20 protein-coding genes are annotated in these 23,189 nt (G+C 56.6%); 12 read left to right on the forward strand and 8 right to left on the reverse strand.

The annotated features are described in order from the left end of the window. Nucleotides 1–6 precede the first annotated feature (6 nt). Both ACI2J2_RS10795 and ACI2J2_RS10800 read right to left on the reverse strand, forming a co-directional pair. Nucleotides 7–387 carry a cell envelope integrity TolA C-terminal domain-containing protein gene (locus ACI2J2_RS10795; protein ID WP_404760068.1) on the reverse strand — a complete coding sequence of 127 codons (381 nt, stop codon included), beginning with the start codon at nt 385–387 and terminating at the stop codon, nt 7–9. Nucleotides 388–425: 38 nt separating this feature from the next. Then, nucleotides 426–1,334, reverse strand: a complete 909-nt coding sequence (locus tag ACI2J2_RS10800; protein WP_209632315.1) for a LysR family transcriptional regulator — start codon at nt 1,332–1,334, stop codon at nt 426–428. Between the two features lie 141 nt (nt 1,335–1,475). On the opposite strand from ACI2J2_RS10800, the gene ACI2J2_RS10805 reads away from it, so the two are divergent. Genes ACI2J2_RS10805 through ACI2J2_RS10815 form a run of 3 tightly spaced genes read left to right on the forward strand, consistent with a single transcriptional unit; the run spans nt 1,476 to nt 4,603 of the window. Beyond that, nucleotides 1,476–2,120, forward strand: a complete 645-nt coding sequence (locus ACI2J2_RS10805) for a hydrolase (RefSeq protein ID WP_037422649.1) — start codon at nt 1,476–1,478, stop codon at nt 2,118–2,120. A 44-nt stretch (nt 2,121–2,164) separates the two neighbouring features. Beyond that, the gene (locus ACI2J2_RS10810; protein WP_209632314.1) at nt 2,165–2,710 is read left to right on the forward strand and encodes an antibiotic biosynthesis monooxygenase; all 546 of its coding nucleotides are present in this window, start codon (nt 2,165–2,167) and stop codon (nt 2,708–2,710) included. 21 nt (nt 2,711–2,731) lie between these two features. Next, the gene (locus ACI2J2_RS10815; RefSeq protein WP_209632313.1) at nt 2,732–4,603 is read left to right on the forward strand and encodes an amidohydrolase; all 1,872 of its coding nucleotides are present in this window, start codon (nt 2,732–2,734) and stop codon (nt 4,601–4,603) included. A 104-nt stretch (nt 4,604–4,707) separates the two neighbouring features. On the opposite strand, the gene ACI2J2_RS10820 is transcribed toward ACI2J2_RS10815, so the two are convergent. The 3 genes from ACI2J2_RS10820 to ACI2J2_RS10830 form a co-directional block, all read right to left on the reverse strand. Continuing rightward, a complete protein-coding gene (locus tag ACI2J2_RS10820) occupies nt 4,708–5,838 on the reverse strand; it encodes a Gfo/Idh/MocA family protein (RefSeq protein ID WP_404760069.1) in 1,131 nt (376 codons plus the stop codon). 224 nt (nt 5,839–6,062) lie between these two features. Continuing rightward, nucleotides 6,063–6,686, reverse strand: coding sequence for a glutathione S-transferase family protein (locus ACI2J2_RS10825; RefSeq protein WP_404760070.1), 624 nt, complete (start codon nt 6,684–6,686; stop codon nt 6,063–6,065). After that, a complete protein-coding gene (locus tag ACI2J2_RS10830; RefSeq protein WP_404760291.1) occupies nt 6,687–6,851 on the reverse strand; it encodes a DUF1127 domain-containing protein in 165 nt (54 codons plus the stop codon). 198 nt (nt 6,852–7,049) lie between these two features. Between ACI2J2_RS10830 and ACI2J2_RS10835 the strand changes: the two genes are divergently transcribed. The 3 genes from ACI2J2_RS10835 (at nt 7,050) to ACI2J2_RS10845 (ending at nt 10,273) form a co-directional block, all read left to right on the forward strand. Next, complete coding sequence (locus ACI2J2_RS10835) at nt 7,050–8,504, forward strand: PLP-dependent aminotransferase family protein (RefSeq protein WP_209632309.1); 1,455 nt, start codon at nt 7,050–7,052, stop codon at nt 8,502–8,504. Nucleotides 8,505–8,584: 80 nt separating this feature from the next. Next, complete coding sequence (locus ACI2J2_RS10840; protein ID WP_404760071.1) at nt 8,585–9,610, forward strand: AraC family transcriptional regulator; 1,026 nt, start codon at nt 8,585–8,587, stop codon at nt 9,608–9,610. 162 nt (nt 9,611–9,772) lie between these two features. Further along, entirely contained in the window at nt 9,773–10,273 is a 501-nt protein-coding gene (locus tag ACI2J2_RS10845) for a DUF523 domain-containing protein (RefSeq protein ID WP_209632307.1), read from the forward strand. Here the strand turns inward: ACI2J2_RS10845 and ACI2J2_RS10850 are convergent. Further along, on the reverse strand, nt 10,270–10,698 hold the full coding sequence (locus ACI2J2_RS10850; RefSeq protein WP_404760072.1) for an NUDIX hydrolase: 429 nt from the start codon (nt 10,696–10,698) through the stop codon (nt 10,270–10,272). The two genes, ACI2J2_RS10845 and ACI2J2_RS10850, sit on opposite strands and share 4 nt — an antisense overlap. A gap of 264 nt (nt 10,699–10,962) precedes the next feature. On the opposite strand from ACI2J2_RS10850, the gene ACI2J2_RS10855 reads away from it, so the two are divergent. The 4 genes from ACI2J2_RS10855 (at nt 10,963) to sseA (ending at nt 18,338) form a co-directional block, all read left to right on the forward strand. Then, nucleotides 10,963–12,183, forward strand: coding sequence for an SrfA family protein (locus tag ACI2J2_RS10855; RefSeq protein ID WP_404760073.1), 1,221 nt, complete (start codon nt 10,963–10,965; stop codon nt 12,181–12,183). After that, a complete protein-coding gene (locus ACI2J2_RS10860; protein ID WP_404760292.1) occupies nt 12,183–15,128 on the forward strand; it encodes a virulence factor SrfB in 2,946 nt (981 codons plus the stop codon). The genes ACI2J2_RS10855 and ACI2J2_RS10860 overlap by 1 nt, the downstream gene beginning before the upstream one ends. Continuing rightward, nucleotides 15,125–17,347 carry a virulence factor SrfC family protein gene (locus tag ACI2J2_RS10865; protein WP_404760074.1) on the forward strand — a complete coding sequence of 741 codons (2,223 nt, stop codon included), beginning with the start codon at nt 15,125–15,127 and terminating at the stop codon, nt 17,345–17,347. The genes ACI2J2_RS10860 and ACI2J2_RS10865 overlap by 4 nt, the downstream gene beginning before the upstream one ends. 145 nt (nt 17,348–17,492) lie before the next feature. Beyond that, nucleotides 17,493–18,338 carry a 3-mercaptopyruvate sulfurtransferase gene (gene sseA / locus ACI2J2_RS10870; RefSeq protein WP_265556307.1) on the forward strand — a complete coding sequence of 282 codons (846 nt, stop codon included), beginning with the start codon at nt 17,493–17,495 and terminating at the stop codon, nt 18,336–18,338. On the opposite strand, the gene ACI2J2_RS10875 is transcribed toward sseA, so the two are convergent. Beyond that, nucleotides 18,335–19,204, reverse strand: a complete 870-nt coding sequence (locus ACI2J2_RS10875) for a LysR substrate-binding domain-containing protein (RefSeq protein ID WP_209634125.1) — start codon at nt 19,202–19,204, stop codon at nt 18,335–18,337. The genes sseA and ACI2J2_RS10875 overlap by 4 nt on opposite strands. Before the next feature lie 230 nt (nt 19,205–19,434). On the opposite strand from ACI2J2_RS10875, the gene ACI2J2_RS10880 reads away from it, so the two are divergent. Both ACI2J2_RS10880 and ACI2J2_RS10885 read left to right on the forward strand, forming a co-directional pair. Beyond that, nucleotides 19,435–20,652, forward strand: coding sequence for an FAD-dependent oxidoreductase (locus ACI2J2_RS10880; RefSeq protein ID WP_404760075.1), 1,218 nt, complete (start codon nt 19,435–19,437; stop codon nt 20,650–20,652). A 216-nt stretch (nt 20,653–20,868) separates the two neighbouring features. Then, on the forward strand, nt 20,869–21,381 hold the full coding sequence (locus tag ACI2J2_RS10885; RefSeq protein WP_209632301.1) for a GNAT family N-acetyltransferase: 513 nt from the start codon (nt 20,869–20,871) through the stop codon (nt 21,379–21,381). Between the two features lie 3 nt (nt 21,382–21,384). On the opposite strand, the gene acpA is transcribed toward ACI2J2_RS10885, so the two are convergent. Continuing rightward, nucleotides 21,385–23,097 carry an acid phosphatase gene (gene acpA / locus ACI2J2_RS10890; protein ID WP_404760076.1) on the reverse strand — a complete coding sequence of 571 codons (1,713 nt, stop codon included), beginning with the start codon at nt 23,095–23,097 and terminating at the stop codon, nt 21,385–21,387. Nucleotides 23,098–23,189: the final 92 nt, after the last annotated feature.

The raw sequence follows: 23,189 nt of genomic DNA on the forward strand, positions 1-23,189 counted from the left end.
ACCGCATCAGGGCATAAAATCCAGTACCACAAGGTTGAACAGTGCATACTCGGTCTCATTGGCCATTTTCGGCAGTTTAGCGCGTTGCACCGCCTGACTGGCCGCTGCGCAAAGCGCGTCGTCACCCCTCAGCACCTTAAAATCTTTCAGTGAGCCATCTGGCAACAGATGGAGGCTGATCGAACAGGTTTGGGATTTATATTTGCCGGGTAACTGCATTTCCTGGGTGATAGCAACGCGCATCCTTTCCGGATAACTGCTGCGGGGCGAAGATGTCGATAACGTTGCAACAACCGGTGTTTCCAGCATGACACCGGCAGTGCGGGTGCCCTGATCGGCACCACAGCCCGTCAGCAACACCGCCCATAGCCACATCCCTGTTTTCATGTCTCTGCATCCTTGTCCTGTCACCCACAGGTGAATAATCAGTATTCCGGGTATGCGCCCCCAGCATCGGCATATCGCTGTAAGCGCTCACGCCACCATTTTACCGCCAGGCCGGTGGCACTTTCACGCCAGCCAAAATAAGAAACGTCGCTACAGTGTTCAGATTCGACGCGTTTCGCTACCAATTCACCGCTTTTCAGGTAGGGTTCCGCCAGATATCGCGGTAGATAGCCGCAACCCAGGCCGCTAAGCTGTGCCCGCAATTTGGCATCGAAACCGAAGACCGTCAGCTGATCCTGCTCCTCAAGAATGTTCAAATTCTGCGGCGCATTCACGCGCGAGGTATCACGAACCACAACGGCTCTGTGTTGACGAATTTCAGCCTTCGGCAAAGGCTCTGCCATTAACGCTAGCGGGTGCTGTGCCGCCACGGCAAATACGTAATCCAATCGCCCCAGCTGACTAAAAGCATAGCCTACGCGCGACGGGGGTTCACAAATCGCGCCAACAATAATATCTGCGCACCCATAAACCAACGACTCCCAGGACCCCGCCAGCACCTCATGGCTAAAGCGCAGGCGCGTATGGTGGTGCTGCTGATAAAACTCCTCGATCAGCGGCAACATACGTTCAAATGGAAAAGACGCGTCAATACCGAGCGTAATCTCGCTTTCCCAGCCGTTTTCCACATAACGCGCCTGTTGCTCCAAATCCTGCGCCGCACGCAACAACACCCGTCCCTTTTCCAGCATCAGTTTGCCGGTATCGGTAAATTTTGCCCGATGGCCTGAACGATCAAGCAAGGTGACCTCAAGATCGTTCTCCAGTTTTTGCACCATGTAGCTCAATGCTGACGGCGTTTTGAACAGCACTGCTGCCGCTGCCGCAAAGGAACCATGCCGGTCAAGTGCATCCAAAATCAGTAACGCTTCCAGGTTTAATCTCACCGCTTCCCTCCGTGTATAAAAAAACTTAACAAGACGGCAAAAATTCTGCGCTATCTTTGAAATCAGCCCCTGCCTACCATGCGGTTCATCGGCGTTGTATTCATCCTTTGTTGAACCCTAATATCACTGGGAAGGTAAATCATGTCTAAGTTTCAATTACTTGATAAAGATAATTCCGCTCTAATTTTCATCGACCATCAACCACAAATGGCTTTTGGCGTGGCTAATATTGATCGTCAGCAACTGAAAAACAACGTGGTCGGTTTAGCCAAAGCCGGCAAGATTTTTAATGTTCCCACCCTTTTTACCTCTGTCGAAACCGAAAGCTTCAGTGGCTATATCTGGCCCGAGCTTTTAGCGGTACACCCTGAAATCACCCCGATCGAGCGTACCTCCATGAACTCTTGGGAAGATGCCGCTTTCGTGAAAGCCGTAGAGGCTACCGGCCGTAAAAAGCTGGTTATTTCTGCGCTCTGGACCGAGGTGTGCCTGACTTTCCCCGCGCTGATGGCACTCGAAGCCGGTTATGAGGTGTATGTCGTCACCGACACGTCCGGCGGGACATCCGTCGATGCGCATGAGCGTTCTATCGACCGCATGGTGCAGGCCGGTGCCATCCCGGTAACCTGGCAGCAAGTGCTGTTGGAATATCAACGTGACTGGGCGCGCAAAGAGACTTACGACGCCGTCATGGCGCTGGTGCGCGAACACAGCGGCGCTTACGGTATGGGCGTTGATTATGCTTACACCATGGTGCATCACGCCCCGGCGCGCGTGGCGAAATAAATCCTACCCCGGCCCTGCGCCGGGGTTTTCTGGAGTTGGTTGTTATGGCTCACCCGCAGCATGTCACGTTAGTCATCACTCATCGTTTGGCGCCAGGGCAAGAACAGGCCTACGAGGCATGGCTGAAACGCATTATGCCAGAGGCCGCCGCCTTCACCGGCCACCTCGGCGTCAATGTGATCCGCCCCACCGGTAGCGAACAGGCCTATACCGTTTTAGTCCGTTTTGACAACCTCGACAATTTATCGCTATGGGTTAACTCACCGCTGCGCAAACGCTATATCGAGGAAGTGTCGCCGCTGCTGTTGGAAAACGACCACATCGAAATTCGACCAGGTGCAGAGTTTTGGTTTACACCGCCGAGCGCCAACACGCGCCAACCTGCCAAATGGAAGCAATTTTTAATCACCCTGCTGGTGATCTTCCCGTCCACCAATCTGGTGCCTTGGTTTTGGGGCAAGCTGCTCCCCCAATTAAACGGCACGCTGACCGGCCATTTTCTCAATGACGCCACGGTAGTCGCCCTGGTTGTTTTCCTTTGGATGCCGATCGTGACTCGCGTATTTCATCAATGGCTCACCCGTCGTTAGGCGGCTTGCCCGGAGAACGTTATGAATAACAGTGCTTCCCTGATTATCACCAACGGTAAATTTCACACTGTCGATCGTGAGGCGCCCACCGCCCACGCGGTAGCTATCCGCGACGGTAAGTTCCTCGCCGTCGGCAGTGAAAATGAGGTCATGCAGCATGCAGGGCCGGAGACACAAGTGATTGACCTGCACGGCCATACGGCTGTGCCCGGCCTCAACGACTCGCATTTGCACCTGATTCGTGGCGGCCTGAACTATAACCTGGAGCTGCGCTGGGAAGGCGTGCCTTCGCTGGCCGATGCATTGCGCATGCTGAAAGAACAGGCACTGCGTACTCCAAGCCCACAGTGGGTGCGGGTGGTCGGCGGTTGGACTGAATTCCAATTCGCCGAACGCCGCATGCCGACACTGGACGAAATCAATCAGGCGGCGCCGGACACGCCGGTGTTTATCTTGCACCTGTATGACCGTGCCCTGCTTAACCGTGCCGCATTGAAAGTCGTCGGTTATACCAAGGACACACCGAATCCGCCGGGCGGCGAGATTCAGCGTGACAGTAACGGCAACCCAACCGGTATGCTGATTGCCAAACCCAATGCGATGATTTTGTACGCCACCTTGGCGAAAGGGCCGAAACTGCCGCTGGAGCAACAGGTTAACTCGACCCGCCAGTTTATGCGCGAGCTGAATCGGCTCGGCCTGACCAGCGCCATTGACGCCGGCGGCGGTTTCCAGAACTACCCGGATGACTATGAGGTGATCGCCGAACTGCATGAGAAGAAGCAGCTAACCATCCGTATTGCTTACAACCTGTTCACCCAACGGCCTAAACAGGAGCTGGAAGACTTTGAGCTGTGGACCGACATGCTGAAACCGGGCCAGGGCACTGACTTTTACCGCCATAACGGTGCCGGGGAGATGCTGGTGTTTTCCGCTGCCGACTTCGAAGACTTCTTGCAGCCGCGCCCCGATCTGCCGGAAGGCACCGAAGATGAACTGGAGCGCGTAGTCCGGCACCTGGCGGAACACCGCTGGCCGTTCCGCCTGCACGCCACTTATGACGAGTCCATCAGCCGCATGCTGGATGTGTTCGAAAAAGTGAACCGCGATATTCCGTTCAACGGTCTGCACTGGTTCTTCGACCACGCGGAAACCATCTCCGAACGCAACATTGAGCGGGTAAAAGCGCTGGGTGGCGGCATCGCCGTGCAGCATCGCATGGCGTTCCAGGGGGAATATTTTGCCGAACGTTACGGCAAAGAGGCGACCAAACAGACGCCACCCGTAGCGAAAATGCTGGCAGCCGAGCTGCCAGTAGGGCTGGGCACCGACGCCACCCGCGTAGCCAGCTATAACCCGTGGACCGCACTGTACTGGTTGGTATCTGGCCGTACTGTCGGCGGTATGGCGATGTACGACGACAACGCACGACTGGATCGCGAGACGGCACTGATGCTGTGGACTCAAGGCAGCGCCTGGTTCTCGACTGAACAGGGTAAAAAAGGCCAGATTAAGGTGGGTCAATTGGCGGACTTGGCCGTGCTGTCACAAGACTATTTCAGCGTGCCGGAAGAGCTGATCAAAGGGATTGAATCGGTCATGACCGTGGTAGACGGCAAAGTGGTTTATGCCGCCGGGAGCTTCTCGCCGTTAGCGCCACCGGCAATACCGGTATTGCCGGACTGGTCACCGGTAACGCAGGTGCCAGGGCATTATCGTTCTGCGCCACCGTCCGCTGCAAGCCGAGTCGGCGTGTTGAGCCAGGCGCACCAATGCTGTGGCCCATGCGGTGTGCACGCACATCAGCATGACGTGGCTCGCCGTTCCAGCATTCCAATTTCAGACGAGAATGCCTTCTGGGGGGCGCTTGGCTGCTCATGCTTTGCTTTCTAAGCAAACAAGCTATCAACTTAATAGCTTATTAAGTTGATAGCAAATTAACTGAGTAACCTCATAAACTCTGACGCTCTCAACCTGTGAGCGTCAGAGCCTGGCAATCAGTCGCGGTTAATGTCCAGCCAACGGCGCTGTTCCGCAGAAGCGGCTATCGCATCTAAAACGCAGGAGACTTTCCAGCCCTCTTCAAAGTCTGGCCACATAGGATCACCCGCAGCAATGCCATTAACCAAATCGCGGATCTCTACCGTTTTTTGATCGTTAAACCCAATGCCGTGTCCGGCACTAATACAGAAGGCGGCATAATCCGGGTGCTTGGGCCCGACCAGCAATGTTTTAAACCCCTGGCGTTCTGCTGGTTCATCGTGACGATACAGCTTTAATTCCGCCATGCGTTCCTGAGTGTAACTCAGCGTCCCCTGGGTGCCGGTAACCACATAGGTCAGCCCCATCTTACGCCCGCAGGCTATACGTGAGGTTTCGATCGTGCCCATGGCACCACTGGCAAAACGCACCAACGCACTGGCCTGATCCTCATTTTCTACCGCATGCATCAGCGAAGGGTCTTTCGCATCCGGACGCTGCCTGATAATGGTTTGCATATCACCGGAAACCGCCACAATGTCGCCAACCAGATAATGCGCCATATTGACGATATGTGCGGCCAAATCCCCCAGCGCCCCTAACCCGGCAGTGGCCTTGCGGCAATGCCAGTCGATCGGCGTACGCGGATCGGCCAGATAATCTTCGTTGTGGGTGCCATAAAAATGCACCACTTCACCGATTTCACCGCTGGCGATAATTTCCCGGGCCAGTTGGCTGGTCGGGTTCTTCATGTAGTTAAAGCCCACCAACGTTTTTACACCTTTGGCGCGGGCAGCCTGCACCATTTCGGCGGCATCATCGGCATCCAGTGCCAGCGGCTTTTCAGAATAGACGTGCTTGCCATGGCGGATGGCCTCCAGCGCCATCTCTTTGTGCAGGAAGTTAGGGGCGCAAATATCCACCACATCAATCGACGGATCCGCCACCAGTTGCCGCCAGTCGCCGGTCGAACGCGAGAAACCAAACTCCGCAGCGCGCTGCTGCGCCAGCGCCGGCGTGACCTCAGCCAGCATTTCCAGCACCAATTCGCCTTTCAGTGGAAATACCGTCGCAGCCTGCGCATAAGCAATAGCGTGACAGCGGCCAATGTAGCCGGTGCCAATTAACCCAACGCGTACCTGTTTCATCGCCCTCTCCCATCATCCATAGCCATAATATGACGGCGCACATAATGAAATACACCATCTGATAATCGTTTATATGGAATATAAATTTCAATCACAAGCGAGAGGTAAAATAAAAATGATAATCGTGATGTCGTTCATAAAACACTGCAGACTGGGATGAAACAACGAAAAGCCGGGTGAGCATAAACTCACCCGGCCGATTGAAATGAACTTTTCATTCCGAATCAGGGCAGCCCGTTGGCCCCGTGCAGCAGAAAACCAGGCCGCTGCTGCAAACGTTGAAAATAGCGGTTCAACGCCGGGTAGCTCGGCCGTGAAAACGGCGTCATTAACCACCGGTTCAAAGAGAGCCCCAGCACAATGTCCGCCAGGGTGAAAACGTCTCCGGCGGCATAAAGGCGACCACGTGACAGATGCTGATCCAGCAGGCCCATCAGCCGGTTCCATTGCCGTTCGGCGGCGGCAAGGCTACCCGCATCCTGATACCCGGGATCTTGGCGCACCCGTGACATAAACACATAGCGCCATGCATTGTTGAGATCCGTCGCCTGCCAATCCATCCACATTTCGACAGCCGCACGCGCACCAGGAGCCTCTGGCAGCAAATCCTGACGCCCTTCTCGCCCCACCAGATAACGGCAAACCGTGTTGGACTCCCATAACACCTGTTCACCGTCGATCAGCACGGGCACCAGCCCATTAGGGTTTAGTGCGAGAAATTCCGGTTCCTGAGTGGAGCGAAAACCACTTCCCCACTCTTCCCGGGTTAAAGGTAACGCCAGTTCATGGCAGGTCCACAGCACCTTGCGAACGTTAATCGATGAGGCCTTACCGAGCAGTTTCAGCACTTAACGCCGCCAGAAAGGCTTGCTGCCTTCTCGCCATGCCGCAGCACGTGTCAGGCCGATGTCCGCCAGCTGCACGTCGTCCAACAGCAATAGCGCCTGACGTGTGCGATAGCGTTGCAGATACAGACGCCAGCGGGAAAAAGGGGGCTGGGAGTGGGTTGGCATACTGTCAACAGACAAGCTCGTCATCATATTCTCCTTCGTGTTTGCTCTGGAGTCATGATGCTGGGCATGGAAAAAACAATACAGATTCAAGCCCGCGGTATTTTTTCCATACAAAAGCTGTCTCTGTCTGTCTGAATGGTCTAATTTAACGTCATCTGTACCGGTTTTTTCTCATCCATTCTTATTTTAGGCATCTGTATGACACGCTACGCCACACTGGCTGCGATCCTTAGCCAACGCATTGAACAGGGTCTTTATCCGGCGGGTGACCGCTTGCCCTCTGTCCGCACGCTGAGCCAGGAACACGGCGTCAGCATCAGTACAGTGCAACAGGCCTACCGCCTGTTGGAAGAGAGCCAACTGGTGGAGGCGCGGCCCAAGTCGGGCTATTTTGTACGCCGGCGCCGCACATTAGCTGAATTGCCCGCCGTCACTCGCCCGGTGCAACGCCCCGTGGATATTTCGCAATGGGAGCAGGTGCTGGAAATGATCCGTCACAAGCCCCGCGAAGATTTGATACAACTCGGACGCGGCATGCCGGATATCAGTGAGCCGACACTGAAGCCGCTGATGAAAGCCTTGGGGCACATGGGCCGCCACGGCGATTTGCGCAGCCTGCTCTACGACAGCATTCAGGGTGTGCTGGAGCTGCGCGAACAAATTGCCCGCCTGCTACTGGATTCCGGCTGTCAGATCAGCCCCGACCAATTGGTCATCACCACCGGTTGCCATGAGGCCCTTTCCACCGGTTTACGCGCCGTGTGTCAGCCAGGTGAGATTGTGGCGGTGGATTCCCCCTGCTTCCATGGCACCATGCAAACGCTGAAAGGGTTAGGCATGAAGGCGCTGGAAATCCCTACCGACCCCCTCACCGGCATCAGTCTGGAGGCGTTGGAATTGGCGCTGGAACAATGGCCGGTGAAAGCCATTCTATTAACACCGAACTGCAATAACCCGTTGGGCTACATCATGCCTGAGGCACGCAAGCAACGTTTACTGACGTTAGCGCAGCGTTATGACGTGACGATTATTGAAGACGACGTATACGGCGATCTCGCCTATCAGTACCCGCGCCCGCCGTCTCTGAAATCCTTCGATGAAGACGAGCGGGTGCTACTGTGCAGCTCGTTCTCAAAAACCTTGGCTCCGGGTTTGCGCATTGGCTGGATTGCCCCCGGACGCTACCTGGAACGCGTGCTGCACTTGAAATACATCGGCACCGGCTCCACCGCCACTCAGCCCCAGTTGGCGATTGCCGACTTTATCCGTCATGGACACTACTTGCAGCACATGCGGCGTATGCGCGTGCGTTATCAGCAAAACCGCGACGTAATGACCGCGTGGATTATGGCGTATTTCCCCCCCGGTACCCGCGTCAGCCAACCGCGCGGTGGCTTTATGTTGTGGATCGAATTGGATGAAGACTTTGATACCCTGCGCCTGAACCGCTATCTGGAGCAACAGGGCGTGCAGATCGCCGTCGGCAGTATTTTTTCTGCCTCCGGCAAATACCGTAACTGTCTACGTCTCAACTATGCGCCCAAGCTGACGGCAGAAATTGAGCAGGCCGTACAACGGGTAGGGGCCACCATCCAAAAACTGATGCTGGCACCTTCTCCAATGCTTGAAACTGCATTGGCGCGATCGGATTAAACCATGTCGTCATCGGATTATCGCCCGGTGCCACCCTATTCTAAAGTGGCACCATCCAAAACGAAAAGGCATCCGCAACGATGAGTAGCGATCAGATCCCCCTATCCAGCGTGCTATTCGCCCGTCTGGCGGTTCTTGGCGTCGATATCGAAAGGGTGTGCCAACTGGCTCGCCTGCCGGTTGGGCTGCTCAACGCACGACGTGACAAGGTAAAGCTGTCCACCCGACAGTTCTTTGATATTTGGCGCGCCCTCGCTCAGTTGGCCGATGACAACACATTCGGCCTGCGCCTCGGCGGCGACGTAGCGCCAGAGCATTATGATATTGCTTCGGCCGCTGCACTGCACTCCGCCACGCTGGGGGAAGCATTACAAAAAATCGCCCGTTACAAGCGACTCCTGTGCCCGGAGGAACTGACGCTGACGGAAGATGGCGACGGTGTGCGTATGCACATCCGCTGGATCATGGCCGAAGGTCACGCACCGGCGCTGTTGATTGACGCCATCTTTGCCTCCATCATCACCCTATGCCGCCGCGGTACCGGCCTGCTGATACGCCCGCGATCCATCGAGCTGACGCGGCGACACAACGCGGCCTCACCGCTGCCGCGTTACTTTGGCTGTCCCATTCACTTCGACGCGCCGCGGGATGTGTTGGTGTTTGATCGTGCACTCATGCAGCAGCCGTTCATCACCTATAACCAGGACATGCTGGCGACATTGCTGCCCGGACTCGAGGCCGAACTGAGACAGGCACAGCAAGCGCAGGATTTGCCGACACAGGTGATGGCGATACTCGGCCGCAGCATGCGTGGCCAGCGCCCCAGCGTCAACAGTGTGGCGGCGGAGCTCTATGTCAGCGCACGCACGCTACAGCGCCGCTTGCAACAGCAGGGTTACAGCTACCAACAGCTGCTGGACAAAACCCGCCACCGTACCGCCTGCCAACTGCTGGCGGAGACCGATCTGGAGCCGGGTGAAATCGCCTTTGTGCTGGGGTTTGAAGAATTGAATTCGTTCAGCCGCGCTTTTATGCAGTGGGAAGAGCAAACGCCCAACCGCTGGCGCACTCGACGGGTTGCCGACGCCAAAGAGAACAGGCAATGAGCCTGAACATCGTGGGCGCCAGTGGCACGATCGGCCAGCGTCAAAAGCGCAACCGAGAACGTCTTGTTGGCGCTGCCATCGGAGAGAAGATTCTGCTATGTTAAAGCCGCGCGCGTGGGCCGCCAGTGCCGCGCTTTCGCCCCTGTGACAGAGACAAATCGCATGCCGTCAAAGATTTTATTCAGCGCCTGCCTGGCCGGTTTTCACGTTCGCTACAACGGTTCCAATAAACCCTTATTCGACTCCACGCTGCAACGCTGGCAGCGCGAAGGGCGCTTGGTAGTTTGCTGCCCAGAGCTGGCCGCGGGGTTTTCGACCCCGCGCCCCTCGGCAGAAATTACGGCGGCTGCCGAAGGTGCCACGGTGCTGGCTCAGCAAGCACGGGTCATGGAAGTCAGCGGCGGGGACGTCACCGACAGCTATCTGCTTGGCGCGCATCTGGCGTTAGAAACGGCACGGCGACACGGCTGTCGTTTTGCCTTACTCACGGACGGCAGCCCATCCTGCGGCAGTCAGTTTATCTACGACGGCTCTTTCAGCGGGCAAACCAAACCCGGTAGCGGCGTCACCGCCGAGTTGCTACGCCAACATGGCATCGAGGTGTTTTCCGAGCATCAGCTCGACGCATTGATCGCCCGCGTTGAGGCGGTGGAACAGGTTTAACGCCGAAGATGCCGCGCTAATCGCTGCTGCAAATGCGAAATGCCCTGCGGGTGATGGATGAAGGTGTCGATACACATCATCTGCCAACGTTGCCCTTCATCGCCAAAACGAATGGCGGCAATGTCTTCTGGGGTCATTTCGCCCAACATAAACCAGGTCGGAGGGTAGCCAGCCAAAATGCCGTCGTAATACTGCTGGCATTTCACCTGCCGCGCATCAATCTGTAGGCCAAATTCCTCCTGAGTTTCCCGCTGCACGCATTGCAATGGCGTTTCATCGCCTTCACGCCCACCCCCGGGCAAATCCCAACAGCCAGGCCAGGGAATATTCGCATTGTTATCACGTTGGTAAGTGAGCAACTTATCACCGCATAGCAGCGCGATTTTGGCGCCGCCAAAGTCGTGGTTGTCGGTAGTCAGTGACATTATTTCTCCCTCTGTCTGGATAAGCCTCAGCGCGGTCTCCCCCGGGGTCAGTGGTGAATCAAGGCAAAACCACGATCCGTGCCATCATCGTCGACGTGACAGATCCGCAGAAAAAAGGGGCCACCACTGTAAATACCGGCGAACTCGCGCGATAGAGGAAAAAGAAACGTAGTTTTACGCCTGTCCTCAGCCGTTTGACCGCTCACGCCGCGGGTTACCATGCCTGTTTGCACGTTTTAGCAGAACAGGACAAGGTTTTTTGCCGTGGTGAAACCCTTTTTACGCAGTGGCAGTTTAGATGATGTGCTTGCATTGGGCGAGAATGGGCAACCGGTTTATGCCTGTGCATTGCAGTTGCGAGAAACATTGCGCATTCGCCAACAGCAGCAAGCAGCCGATTGCCTGGCAATCCCGCAGCCGAACGAAACGGGCACCCGCATTGACTGGTATTCTCCTTTTCCGGGGAAAGTGACGTCTTGGCTGGCCGCGAGTGATGCCCAACGTACGCAGGCCGTGCGTCTACTGGAACAGAGCCTGGAAGCATTCCGTACCTTGATCGCCCAGACACAGGCCACCGAGCACCCAAGCCACCGTTTGTTTGGCGCATTGCTGACCAAAGCAATGCAAATCCCCGACTCACAGCATGTCTATCTGGTAGAGGGTAAACCGGTGCTGACCTTTTGGGGGTTTATCAAGCCGCACGCGCAGTGTCAGGACGATCCTCTGGCGTGCTTACGCCCGGTTGACGTGACAGAAGAAAAACCGACGCCAATCGCCCCCACACCGCGGCCCACAGTGATACCTCTAACCAAACCTACGCCGGTGCCTGCACCAGAAGTCGTGCCATCGGTGGCCGTCACACCCGCACAGCCACGCCGCCAGTGGCGCCGCTATGGGTGGATTTTACCTGTGCTGATGCTGGTTGCCCTGCTGGCCCATAGGATGACTTCACCGAGCGCCCTACCCGGCCCCATTCCCGTGGCGCAGCAACCGGCATCGCCGGTCCGCGCTGCCGTCCCGGCGTTCAAACTGCAACTCCCATTAGCCCATGCAACGCTGATGCCGCCACCGCCTGCCCCGGTAGCCCTGCCGCCGGCAGACAAGAATTCGTTAGTGCTGCCCGCTGACGCCGTCAAAGCCGGATCGACGCGTTTTCTCAATGGCCAGTGGCGCGCCACCGTGGCATTGAAAGATCCCCTCACAGGCAAACGCCCTAGCCTGCAATACCGTCTGAACGGTGGCAAAGGGACAGCGAGAATTACCTACGGTGATGCCATCACCTGCCGAACACCGGTGGAAGCCGGGCTAATGCAGTCTGGCAATCTGGTAATCAATAGCCGCACCAAAGCGCGCTGCAGCGACGGCAGCCGCTACCAAATACCGGAAATCGTCTGCAAGCAAAACGAAACCGGGCCTGCAGAGTGCACCGGCCGCTACGATGCGGACACGGTCTATCCCATGACGTTAAAGCGCGAGAGTAAATGATGTTGGCACCCCTGGTGGATTACAAACAAGCCATTACGCTGATTCAGGACAGTGGCATCCAATTTATGGATTTTGCCCTGACGCCGGTATTGGATGCCGATTTTCCGGGCAAATTCGTCCGTCAGACGGCAAGCGGCCCGCTTCTGCGCCTGCAATGGGATGTCGACACGGGCAAATACCTGTTGCCCGCCCAGCCAGGGCAGGCTCCCGAGGTGGTACGTCCAGAGTTCAGCTTTTCCCTGCAGCAATCGCTGCAACTGCTGAATAACACCTGGCTGCCGCTGCCTTTCTCTCGTTGCACGTCATCCGGTGCATTTCTATCCGGGCCTGATAATTGGGCGCGGATGCAGATCGTCTTGCTGGATGCGCCCGATCAGGACGGCAATCTGCTGCGGGTCGTGTTTGCCTTTGATACCCGACTGGTCCCGGCGGGACAGGAGGCTCTTGGCCCAAGCGAAAGCGATCTCAATACGGGGCTCAGCTTCTCACTGGCCCACCGTAACCATGAGTTAGGCGAGTTTCTCGATCTGACCTGGGTAGACAGTTGGCTGCGCGAGGTCTTTACGCAATGTGCGTCCAGCCTGGAGGCGCGCACCGAAACAGAGATATACGCCGGGCTGAAAACCTTCGAATACCAGGCGCATTATCTCAACGTGTTGAATATGCTGGGCAACCAGCTAACGGTTCCACGGATAAAAATCATCGGGGAAACGCCACAGCAGCCCGCGATTAACGTGGACGTGATTTTAGATGTCGGGAACTCCCACACCTGCGGGGTGCTGGTCGAAGATCATCCGCAGGAAAATAACGGTTTGAAGCAGACCAATGAATTGCAATTGCGCTCATTGTCCATGCCGCATTGCGTTTACAGCGCGTTGTTTGAAAGCCGGGTCGAGTTTGCCCAAGCCTCATTTGGCAAACAGCATCTCTCCTTCCAAAGCGGACGCGATGATGCCTTTATCTGGCCTTCGATTACCCGTGTCGGCCACGAAGCCATGCAACTGGCGCAGCAACGGGAAGGTACCGAAGGCACCACCGGAATATCCAGCCCGCGCCGTTATCTGTGGGACGAAGAACGCTATGCGCCCGGCTGGCGCTTTAACGGCAAACAAGAGCCCATGGCCGCCGCAGCGCCATTGACGTCACTGATCAACGACGAAGGTTTGCCGCTGTCCGGGTTGCCCGTAGAGGCACGGCTGCCGGTATTTGCCGCCCATTATAGCCGCAGTGCAGTCATGACCCTGATGCTGACCGAACTGCTGGCGCAGGTGCTGATGCAAATCAACAGCGTCGCTCAGCGGCTTAAAATGCCGAACACCTCTGCACCGCGTCGGTTGCGTAGCATCATCCTGACATTGCCTTCGGCGATGCCCAAACCAGAGCGTGAAATTTTCCGTCGCCGCATGCAGGAAGCCATTGGTCTGGTATGGAAAGCCATGGGTTGGCACCCGCTGGATGCGCCATTCGACGGTGGCAACACCCGTGTCCCCGTGCCTCAGGTGCACATGGAATGGGATGAGGCGACCTGCGGCCAGATGGTTTATCTGTATAACGAAACCCAGGTGAATTTTGCCGGCCGCACCGACGCCTTTTTTGCCGCAATGGCCAGGCCTGACCGGCCAACAGAACCCGGAACACAACCGGGAAAAATGCTGCGTATCGCCTCCATTGATATCGGTGGCGGCACGACCGATTTGGCCATCACCCAATACGCGCTGGATGATGGCGTTGGCAACAACATTAAAATCAATCCGCGTTTGTTGTTCCGCGAAGGATTTAAAATCGCCGGTGACGATATTTTGCTGGATATCATTCAGCTGTTTATTTTGCCTGCTGTACAGCAGGCCGTCGAAAATGCCGGCGTCGTCGCAACACCGGCAATAATGGACAAGCTGTTTGGCAATGAAGGCCGTATAGATGGGTTTTCCACGCTGCGTCAGCAGGCCACGCTACAAATTTTCATGCCTGCCGGGCGTGCATTGCTTAGTGCGTACGAGGATTACGATCCCCTGGATGCCCATGCGGAAATCGCCACCAGTTTGGGTGAGTTGCTGCCACAGACGCCGACGCCACAGGTGCTGGCCTTTATCAACGGTGAGATTCAGCGCGAGTCCTCGGCCACTGACTTCGATATTCTGCACACCCCACTGGTCATTCGTCTGGGTGCCCTGCACGCGGCCTTCCTGTCTGACAGGATCGGCATAAATCACTGCCTGCGCCTGCTTGCCGAAGTTGTGGCGTTATACACCTGCGATGTGCTGCTGCTGACCGGCCGGCCGGCGCGTTTCCCTGGGGTTCAGACATTATTGCGCCACCTGCAGCCGCTACCTGCCAGCCGAATCTTACCGCTCGAGGGATATCACACACGCAGTTGGTACCCCTTTAATAAGGGTGGGCGTATCGATAACCCAAAATCAACCGCCGCCGTGGGGGCCATGCTGTGCCTGCTTGCGATCGATCTGCGTCTGGAGAGTTTTTATTTTAACGTCGGGGACTTCCAGCCCTATTCCACCATTCGCCATCTGGGCATGCTGGATAGCAATAACATGCTGGCGGACGATAACCTTTACTATCGCGATATCGATCTCGATTGCGCGGACTTTTCGCTGGATCCCGACACGTATTTCCAGCTTCGTGGCCCCCTGCGCCTGGGGTTCCGCCAGTTGGATAACGAACGCTGGCCCGCGTCGCCACTGTATACCCTCACCATCACCGACCCTCAGCTGGCGCGTAAACTGGCGGGCGATGCCGTCATCAGCCTACGCTTGGCGATTACCGGCAGCGATGAACAGGGCGCTGAAGGGGTCAGCATCGCCCAGGCGCATTTAGCCGATGGAACGCCTATTCCCGCTCATCATCTGCAATTAAAACTTAATACCTTGGCTGCCAGCGCCTCTGGCGCAACCCATTATTGGATCGACAGCGGGAGCATTTATCAACGATGAAACCTATCACCTCCGGCGCAGCAGAGCCGATAAACAGCCTGGGTAACAGCATCATTCAGGCGATTGACTGGGTTGCCAGCACGCGGCAGCAATCCACGCGGCTGAGCAGAGAAGCCGATAATCTGACGGTTCGTCTACGCCGCAGTTACAACCGGGCCAGACAACTGGACAGCGCTATGCATCATCGCGTTGCCATCGGCCTTTATGGCCACAACGCCGCAGCCAAAGCCCATTTATTGGCGGCGTTGGCTCCCGGCGCCAGTCCCTTGACCGACGCTGCTACGTTGACGGTGCGTTACAGCGCTTCCGGCACCCAGACGCCCCCTGCTTATCCTGTTGCCATCTCCTTACTTGATGAAGCGCAGTTGATTGCCATGATGATCGGCACCGCCGTGATGGGCGGTTTTCATGCAGACGGGGACACGCGTGCAATGGCCGCGCACCTTGCTGCATTGGAGCGCCACCGCCAGCCTATGGCTATCGACGGTCTGGACAGCAACGCGGTGGTTGCGCTGTGGGACAGCCTGCGTCACCAGGGTGGCAAAGCGCAACAGGCGCTGGAAAGACACTTCTGGCCACAGGCCATCTTGCTGGCGCCCTATCTGAGTGTGGATGAACGTGCCAGGCTGTTTGCGCCGCTTTGGGGTGAGGATCCGGTTCTGACTGCCAACTATCGGCAGTTGGCGCATGCGTTGCACGATCTGGGTCACTGTCAGCGAGTACAGGCATCTCGTCAGGTATTGGATCCAGACAGCGGCATTCTGCATGCCGGTATGATGACAGCCCCCACGGAGGACAAACTTACCGTACTGACGGAGAAGGGTGACACCGTGGGCATTGCACTCAAGAGTCTGGCCTGGTTGGCAGCAGAAGTGACAACAACATTACCGCTGAGGAAAGGCGCCGGGTTGCCAGACGACGTAGAACTGCTTGACCTGCCGACCAGCAGCCGATGCCCTGGTGCTGGGGTGACTGAACGCATGCAGCAGGCAAAGCGTGCCAGCCTGCTGATTCTCGCTGCCGATAGCCTGCACGCCAACCTGCTGCTGGTTACCGATGCCGCCAGCACGCCGCAAGATGCCAGCCGTGCGGGCAACGCGCTGGCCTACTGGGTCAGACAAACCCAGGGTGAAAACACAGAGGTCCGCACCCGCAGAAAGCCGGGCTTAATCTGGGCGATCACAGCCTTCGACTCACGCCAAGAGGGAAAACCACGCCCAGATGATGCCGTTCAACGCTATGTCGGTGAGCCGGGCGAAAGCTGGGCCACATTGCTGGCGGTGGATGAGAGCGACTGCCATCGCATGGTGGCCTATCTGGCCGCACAGGCACGTCCGACATTGAAGCATGACCGCGTCCTGGAACAACGGCAGGAGCTGCAACGCGAACTCACGGAAAGTTTGCTGGGCAACTGGCTGCGCAAGACAGACCCGCAGTTAACGCATCAGCGCGCCCAACACCTACTCCGTGCGCTACAGGCACAAGCCGGGGTTCACGGCGAGTTACTCGAATGGCTGCTGCCGCAGTCCAACACGCTGCGTCAGCTGTACGTGCAACAACAGCATATCTTACCTGCACCCGTGACCTCAGCTTCGCCGTTCGATGAGGAGATCGATCTGTTTGGCGACGGGAATATCCCCCCCGCCGCGCCAACAGAACTTAGCGGTTCCCCCTTTGCCCAACGGGTGTTTGCCGATTGGGTCAACCACCTGCGCACCCTGCCCGATAATCCTCAATTGCGGATATTGCTGGGCGTCGGAAAACAGCATCTGGAGATACTGGTTGATGCATTGATCACCGCCGCTTGTCGGCTGGGAATTGCTGAATCGCTGGAACGCGCGCTGTCTGCCGGGTCCCTACCCGAACAAGGCGAAGATCGGCAGGTGAGCCAGGCGTTAGCAATATTGGGGGATTTCGTCACCTGGTTGGGTTTCCAGCAGCGCGAGGCCGCTTTACGCCCTGTCAGCCGGATTAATCACGGCCAGCCGATCTTTTCCCCACCGCCGCAGCCGGCGGTTAACTGGGGTAGCCAACAGCGGCTAGCCAAGCTGGCGCCCACGCCGGCAAGAAATACGGCATTTTATATTTACGATTGGCTGATCGGCCTCCAGACGCTGCTGGCTGAGAATGGGGTTGCCGAAGCGAAGGGTCCACTCGGCGAGACTTCCCATGCAACGCTGGCCACCATTGTCGCCGCGTTACGCACTGAGGCAGCCTGATAATTTTTACTGATGGATCACATCGTCAAAGCGGCTGGTGTCTATCCCCGCAGCATGCTTGTTGGCTGCGTTTGTGCGCCGCAATGCAACGCCAATGATTTAGGGTATAGTGAAAAACCGTTTTCACCACAGGCGAACAATAACGATGAACTCTCCGTTTCTGGTTACTCCACAATGGCTTGCGCAGCACATCAACGATGAAAATCTGATCGTCGTTGATGTCAGAATGTCTCCTGTCGGTCTGGTGCCGAAAAAAGACATGCTCGCCGAGTTTGAACGCGGCCATATACCGGGCGCGGTGTATTTTGATATTGATAACGTCGCGGACAAACATACCGACTTACCGCATATGCTGCCGACAGCCGATGAATTCGGCGCTGCCGTCGGCAAGTTGGGCATCAACGAACAACAGACCATTGTGTTTTATGACGAGGGCAATCAATTTTCTGCTCCGCGCGGTTGGTGGACTTTCCGCAACTTTGGCGCACAACAGGTTTATGTGCTGGACGAAGGCTTAAACGGTTGGATAGCGCAAGGCCAGCCACTGGAAACCGGCGCTGCACAGCGTTCGCCGCACACGTTCAACGCCCGTTTTAATGCCGATGCGGTCGTCAATATGCAGCAGGTGGAGCAAGCGCTGAACACGGAAGTGCAAATCCTTGATGCACGCGCCGCCCCCCGTTTTTACGCCGAAGCGCCAGAACCCCGCCCAGGCCTGCACCGCGGTCATATTCCCGGCAGCATCAACATTCCTTACGGGGAACTGCTGGAAAATGGCCGTTTCAAATCGCTGGAAGCCCTCAACAAGACCTTCACCGACAAAGGGGTGAATATCAATGGCCCAATCATCACCAGCTGCGGTTCCGGCGTCACTGCGGCGGTGCTGGCTTTCGGCTTGTTATCGCTCAATGCACCGCAGGTGAAGCTGTATGACGGCGCCTGGAGTGAATGGGGCGCACTGAGTGGCAAACAGCCGATCGAACAGGACTAATTCTGGATCCGATCGGCCACGATCTGCGCTAAGCGCTGGATTGCCCCCGAGGGGTGATCTTCCGCACGGTGCAGTACCACACCTAGCGCGTTTAATGACGGTAACGTACCGGCTGGCAAACGGGATAAACCCGACGGCAGCCCGGCATCGGTGCGTACCGTCACCCCCAATCCTGCGCTGACTGCCGCCCAGATACCGTTCAGGCTACGGCTGGTAAAGACAATACGCCACGCAATGCCGGCGCGATCCAAGGCCTGCGTCGCCGCGCTGCGCAGCAGACAAGGGGCATCAAACATCACCAACGGCAATGGCTCGTCTCCCTGACGCCAGGATGCCAGTTCGAAATGGGGCGACGTTATCCAATGCATCTGCCGCTGCCCCAGCATCTGATGGTACGGCGTGCTGATCCCCCCGTCCCAGGCCAGCGACAAATCTAACTGCCCTTTCAGCACCCAGTCGATCAGCTCGGCATTGCGGGCAATGCGCGCTTCGATACGCACTCGTGGATGCGCCCGGGCAAAACTGCCCAAAACCTGGGGCAAAAAGGTTTCGCCGAAGTCCTCCTGCAGCCCCAGGCGTACCGTCCCCTGCAGGTCCAGCCCGCGTACCGCCGCGGCGGCTTCATCGTTAAGCTCCAGCAATCGGCGGGCGTAGCCCAGTAATGTTTCACCGGCTTCCGTCATTACCATACCGCGCCCGGCCTTTGTCAGGATCGGTGTGCCGATCTGCTGCTCCAGCTTTTTCAGATGTGCGCTGACCGCAGAGGTTGAACGCCCCAGCCGCTCCGCCGCCTTAGCGAAACTGCCCAGCTCAATGCCCGTGACGTAACTGCGCAGATCCTCGAGATCGAAGGTGACTCGTCCCATCATGACCATCCCGTTTTTCAGAACCATGAATCAAAGTAATGCCGATTTCACTGATAAAGATGGCGTGGGATACTCGCCCGGTCAACCGCTTTGAGGAGAATCGTGATACTTGCCATGCCCTTTGACCACACTGTGCCACGGGTTGACAGCCAGATTTGATATTGATAATCATTATCAATGATAAGTTTTCAATGAGGGCCTGCCGGATGCCGCCCTTGAGGTCAGCCACTATGTCATCATCACTGATTACACCTTATGTCACCCGCTGCTGTATCGTTGGCGGCGGCCCCGCTGGGCTGATGCTTGGCTATCTGTTGGCACGGGCAGGGATAAACGTGATGGTGCTGGAAAAGCACCCCGACTTCTTGCGTGATTTTCGCGGTGACACCATTCACCCCTCAACGTTAGAAATCATGCACCAGCTCGGCCTGCTGGAAGAACTGCTGGCACTGCCTCACCAACGTGCAGAAACATTGCACGCCGAAATCGCCGGGCGCGATATTCGACTTGCGGACTTCACGCGCCTGCCGACGCGCTGCAAATTTATCGCCTTTATGCCGCAATGGGAGTTTCTCAACTTTCTGGCCGAAAAGGCCGCCGCGTTTCCGACGTTCACGCTGATCACATCGGCTCAGGTACACCAACTGTTGTACGACCGTGGCCAGGTCTGCGGCGTACTGGCAGAGACGCCGGATGGCCCGATCCGTGTGCGTTGCCAGTTAGTGGTAGGTACCGACGGGCGCAATTCAGTGGTGCGCGAACAGGCGGCTCTCAGCAGCCGTTCTTTTGGCTCGCCGCGCGACGTCTTGTGGATGAAGCTTGATAAAAAACCCGGTGACCCCGCCTGGTCGATGGGCCATACCGGGCCAAAACAAAACTTCATCATGATCGACCGAGGCGACTACTGGCAGTGCGGTTATTCAATCGACAAAGGCAGTTTTGAGACGATCCAGCAGGACGGACTGGACAAGTTTTTGCTGCATATCGCCGAAGTTGCCCCTTTCCAGGACCTTCGTTTGCAAGAGATCCTCAGTTGGGATCAGGTGAAACTCTTGAGCATCCGTATTGATCGGCTGGATCGGTGGGCCAAACCGGGCGTACTGTGTATTGGTGACGCCGCACATGCCATGTCCCCCATTGGCGGTGTCGGGGTGAATTTGGCGATTCAGGATGCGGTCGCTACCGCCAACGCCATTATTCCTCCGCTACGCAATCAGAACTTGCAGTTAAAACACCTGCTGCGTGTGCAACGCCGCCGCAATTTCCCCACCAAAGCCACACAGTTCCTGCAAATTAAAATGAGCCAACGCAGGCCCAAAAAACGCCGCGCGCAGGGTGGGAAAAACCTGATGATGCGCGTCGGTAACAGCCGCTGGTTGCCGCGGTTATTTGGGCGGATTATTGGTCTGGGGTTCAGGCGGGAAACACCGAAACATCTTGCTGAGTGATTGTCTTCCCATCGGGCGTGCTGCGGTTGGACATGGCGTCTGACGCTCGCAACGCCCGCTTAACCTTGAATAATTTTTGTTGTGTTTGACCTTTCACGTCATACTCGCTGCGGGATAAAAATATCTCCCGTGTTTTACGTTGGCAAAATATTCATCAGGAGCAGTCCGTTCCCTTCAGGGCAGCAACCGTTACTCATTTCCCCAAAAGAGGTCTACATGTTCAGCATCCGCCAGGCGTTGAGCGGTGATTTAGCACAGGTTCGCGACGTGGGTATCCGCACTTATCAGGCCCACTTTGGCGAACTTTGGCACCACAAAGAGGAGTTAGACGCTTTTCTGGCGCAAGATTTTGCGGTTGAAGCCCTCGAAAAAACGCTACAGGATCCGGATGTGTGCTGGCTGCTGGGGTATGAAGGCGAAAACCTGGTGGGCTATGCGCGGTTGAATTTCGACAGCCTGCTGACCCCTACCCAAGCCCTTGGCGCAGAGCTACAGAAGATCTATTTCTTGCCGGAATATGCCGGGCGGGGTTATGGCCAGCGTTTTTTTGAACAGGTTCAGCAACGGGCGCGAGAACGTAAGCAAGAAACGTTCTGGCTGGAAGTGCTAAAGCGCAATACCAGCGCCCAGCGTTTTTACCAACGCCAGGGGCTGAGCATTTGCGGCGAGACCTGTTACACCAGCGCCCAAGGTTCCATTGGCATCTGGTATATGTCGAAAGCGCTGTAACGACTAGCCAGGAAACGCCAGCGCGCCGGTCAGATCCCCCAAGGGTTTTTGGCTGCGCGCTGCCATCGCCTTATCGCGTTCGGTCAGCCCATCGAGCGACGGCAAATCGAACACCCGGCTGATTAAACGCAGGATAGAACCGGTATCGTACACCTCATGATCGACATATCCCTTGCGGGAAAACGGTGAGACCACCAATGCCGGGATACGTGATCCAGGCCCCCAGCGATCGCCCTGCGGCGGTGCCACATGATCCCACCAGCCACCATTCTCATCAAAGGTAATCACCACCACGCTGTTGTCCCACTGCGGGCCATTACGCAAGCTGTTGATGATATGGGCAATATGGCGATCGCCCGCTTCCACGTCAGAATAACCGGCGTGCATATTCAGGTTGCCCTGGGGCTTGTAGAACGCCACTGGCGGTAACGTACCCGCTTCCACCGCGGCTAAAAATTTATTGCTGGCAACAGAATCGCCAATACCACCGTCACGCAGATGCGCTTCGCGAGCCTGCGGGTTGGCTGGCCCCAGGTTTTCAAAATAGTTGAACGGCTGATGGTGATACTGAAAATCCGGTGCACCGGGGAAATCGCCCTGATCCTTGCGGTTATCTAACGCGTACTGCCAGCCGCCGGCATACCATGCCCAGTCGATCCCTTTTTGGCTCAGCAAGTCGCCAATATGGGGGTGTTTCTGCGGTGGCATGACGTTCGGCATCGTGGCATCCGCCAGCGTCGGGTCTTTCTCGTCTTGAGTCCAGGATGGCCAGTACGGCGGCGCCATGGTATTGACCGCATAACCGTCCGGCGTCAGCAGGCTCTTGCCAAACAGGGGGATACCAAACGAGGCGCTGACCGGTGAATCACTCAGCGGTTTCAGACGCGGGTCCGTCACATCATCACTTTCGAGCTGGGCAATCCCCCCTTTGGCTACCGAGTTTTGCACTTCGGGGTAAAACGGCGGGCGAGCGCAGATCAGATACTGATGATTAAGGAACGAGCCGCCAAACGCGCCCTGGAAAAAGTTATCACACAGGGTAAATTCCTGAGCCAAGGTCCACAGCCGCAGGTTGTATGCACCGTCTCCGTAATAGCCCATGGTTAAGGCGCCAGAATCGGCCCAAGCGACAAACTTGTCGTTTTTGCCCCCGTTGATTTGCATCTGGTTCTGATAAAACACATGCCACAGGTCGCGCGTCACCACACCGTGCGGCAGGTTTTCGCCCTGCGGCCCGATCAGCACAAACGGCTGATTCGGCAATTGCGTTGTAAATACCGCATTTTCGTCGATTTTGTAGTTAACATGCCCAACCTCCTGCGCTTTTGGCACCAATCCTTTCCAAATTGGCGGCAGCGAATCCAACAGGCGACCATCGCGATCACGCTGCTGGTAGTCTTCAGGCTTGAGCGCCGACAACGGTTTTTCTACCCCAGGAAAATTGGCGAACAGATTATTGAAGCTGCGGTTTTCGGCGTAGATCACCACCACATTTTTCACATGTCGTCGCAACAGCGCGTTTTGCGCATTGGTGGGTAGCGTGTTTAACAGCACGTTTTTGTTGCCGTCAGCCGCCGCTCTGGCGAGCGGCGCAATAGAAGCCCCCACCCCTAACGCCGTGGCGCCGGCAAGAAAACGGCGACGCGCCGGGTTGCTCGGTTGCTGCTCCTGCTCTTCTGCCGACGGCGGCAGATCGTTATGCGGTTTATCGCTCATGTGTAACCCCTTAAAAATTAACTTGTTGATTTATTATAAATTTATTTAAGGTTTATTATGCTAGGACAGAATTATGAACGAAATGTGACAAC

The organism is Serratia sp. NPDC087055 (assembly GCF_044900985.1).
Classification (GTDB): Bacteria; Pseudomonadota; Gammaproteobacteria; order Enterobacterales; family Enterobacteriaceae; genus Serratia.

Excerpts from the sequence above, each read along its gene's own strand:
- ACI2J2_RS10795 (WP_404760068.1), bottom strand. The coding sequence starts at position 387 with ATGAAAACAGGGATGTGGCTATGGGCGGTGTTGCTGACGGGCTGTGGT.
- ACI2J2_RS10805 (WP_037422649.1), top strand. The coding sequence starts at position 1,476 with ATGTCTAAGTTTCAATTACTTGATAAAGATAATTCCGCTCTAATTTTC.
- ACI2J2_RS10810 (WP_209632314.1), top strand. The coding sequence starts at position 2,165 with ATGGCTCACCCGCAGCATGTCACGTTAGTCATCACTCATCGTTTGGCG.
- ACI2J2_RS10815 (WP_209632313.1), top strand. The coding sequence starts at position 2,732 with ATGAATAACAGTGCTTCCCTGATTATCACCAACGGTAAATTTCACACT.
- ACI2J2_RS10820 (WP_404760069.1), bottom strand. The coding sequence starts at position 5,838 with ATGAAACAGGTACGCGTTGGGTTAATTGGCACCGGCTACATTGGCCGC.
- ACI2J2_RS10830 (WP_404760291.1), bottom strand. The coding sequence starts at position 6,851 with ATGCCAACCCACTCCCAGCCCCCTTTTTCCCGCTGGCGTCTGTATCTG.
- ACI2J2_RS10835 (WP_209632309.1), top strand. The coding sequence starts at position 7,050 with ATGACACGCTACGCCACACTGGCTGCGATCCTTAGCCAACGCATTGAA.
- ACI2J2_RS10840 (WP_404760071.1), top strand. The coding sequence starts at position 8,585 with ATGAGTAGCGATCAGATCCCCCTATCCAGCGTGCTATTCGCCCGTCTG.
- ACI2J2_RS10845 (WP_209632307.1), top strand. The coding sequence starts at position 9,773 with ATGCCGTCAAAGATTTTATTCAGCGCCTGCCTGGCCGGTTTTCACGTT.
- ACI2J2_RS10850 (WP_404760072.1), bottom strand. The coding sequence starts at position 10,698 with ATGTCACTGACTACCGACAACCACGACTTTGGCGGCGCCAAAATCGCG.
- ACI2J2_RS10860 (WP_404760292.1), top strand. The coding sequence starts at position 12,183 with ATGTTGGCACCCCTGGTGGATTACAAACAAGCCATTACGCTGATTCAG.
- ACI2J2_RS10865 (WP_404760074.1), top strand. The coding sequence starts at position 15,125 with ATGAAACCTATCACCTCCGGCGCAGCAGAGCCGATAAACAGCCTGGGT.
- sseA (WP_265556307.1), top strand. The coding sequence starts at position 17,493 with ATGAACTCTCCGTTTCTGGTTACTCCACAATGGCTTGCGCAGCACATC.
- ACI2J2_RS10875 (WP_209634125.1), bottom strand. The coding sequence starts at position 19,204 with ATGGGACGAGTCACCTTCGATCTCGAGGATCTGCGCAGTTACGTCACG.
- ACI2J2_RS10880 (WP_404760075.1), top strand. The coding sequence starts at position 19,435 with ATGTCATCATCACTGATTACACCTTATGTCACCCGCTGCTGTATCGTT.
- ACI2J2_RS10885 (WP_209632301.1), top strand. The coding sequence starts at position 20,869 with ATGTTCAGCATCCGCCAGGCGTTGAGCGGTGATTTAGCACAGGTTCGC.
- acpA (WP_404760076.1), bottom strand. The coding sequence starts at position 23,097 with ATGAGCGATAAACCGCATAACGATCTGCCGCCGTCGGCAGAAGAGCAG.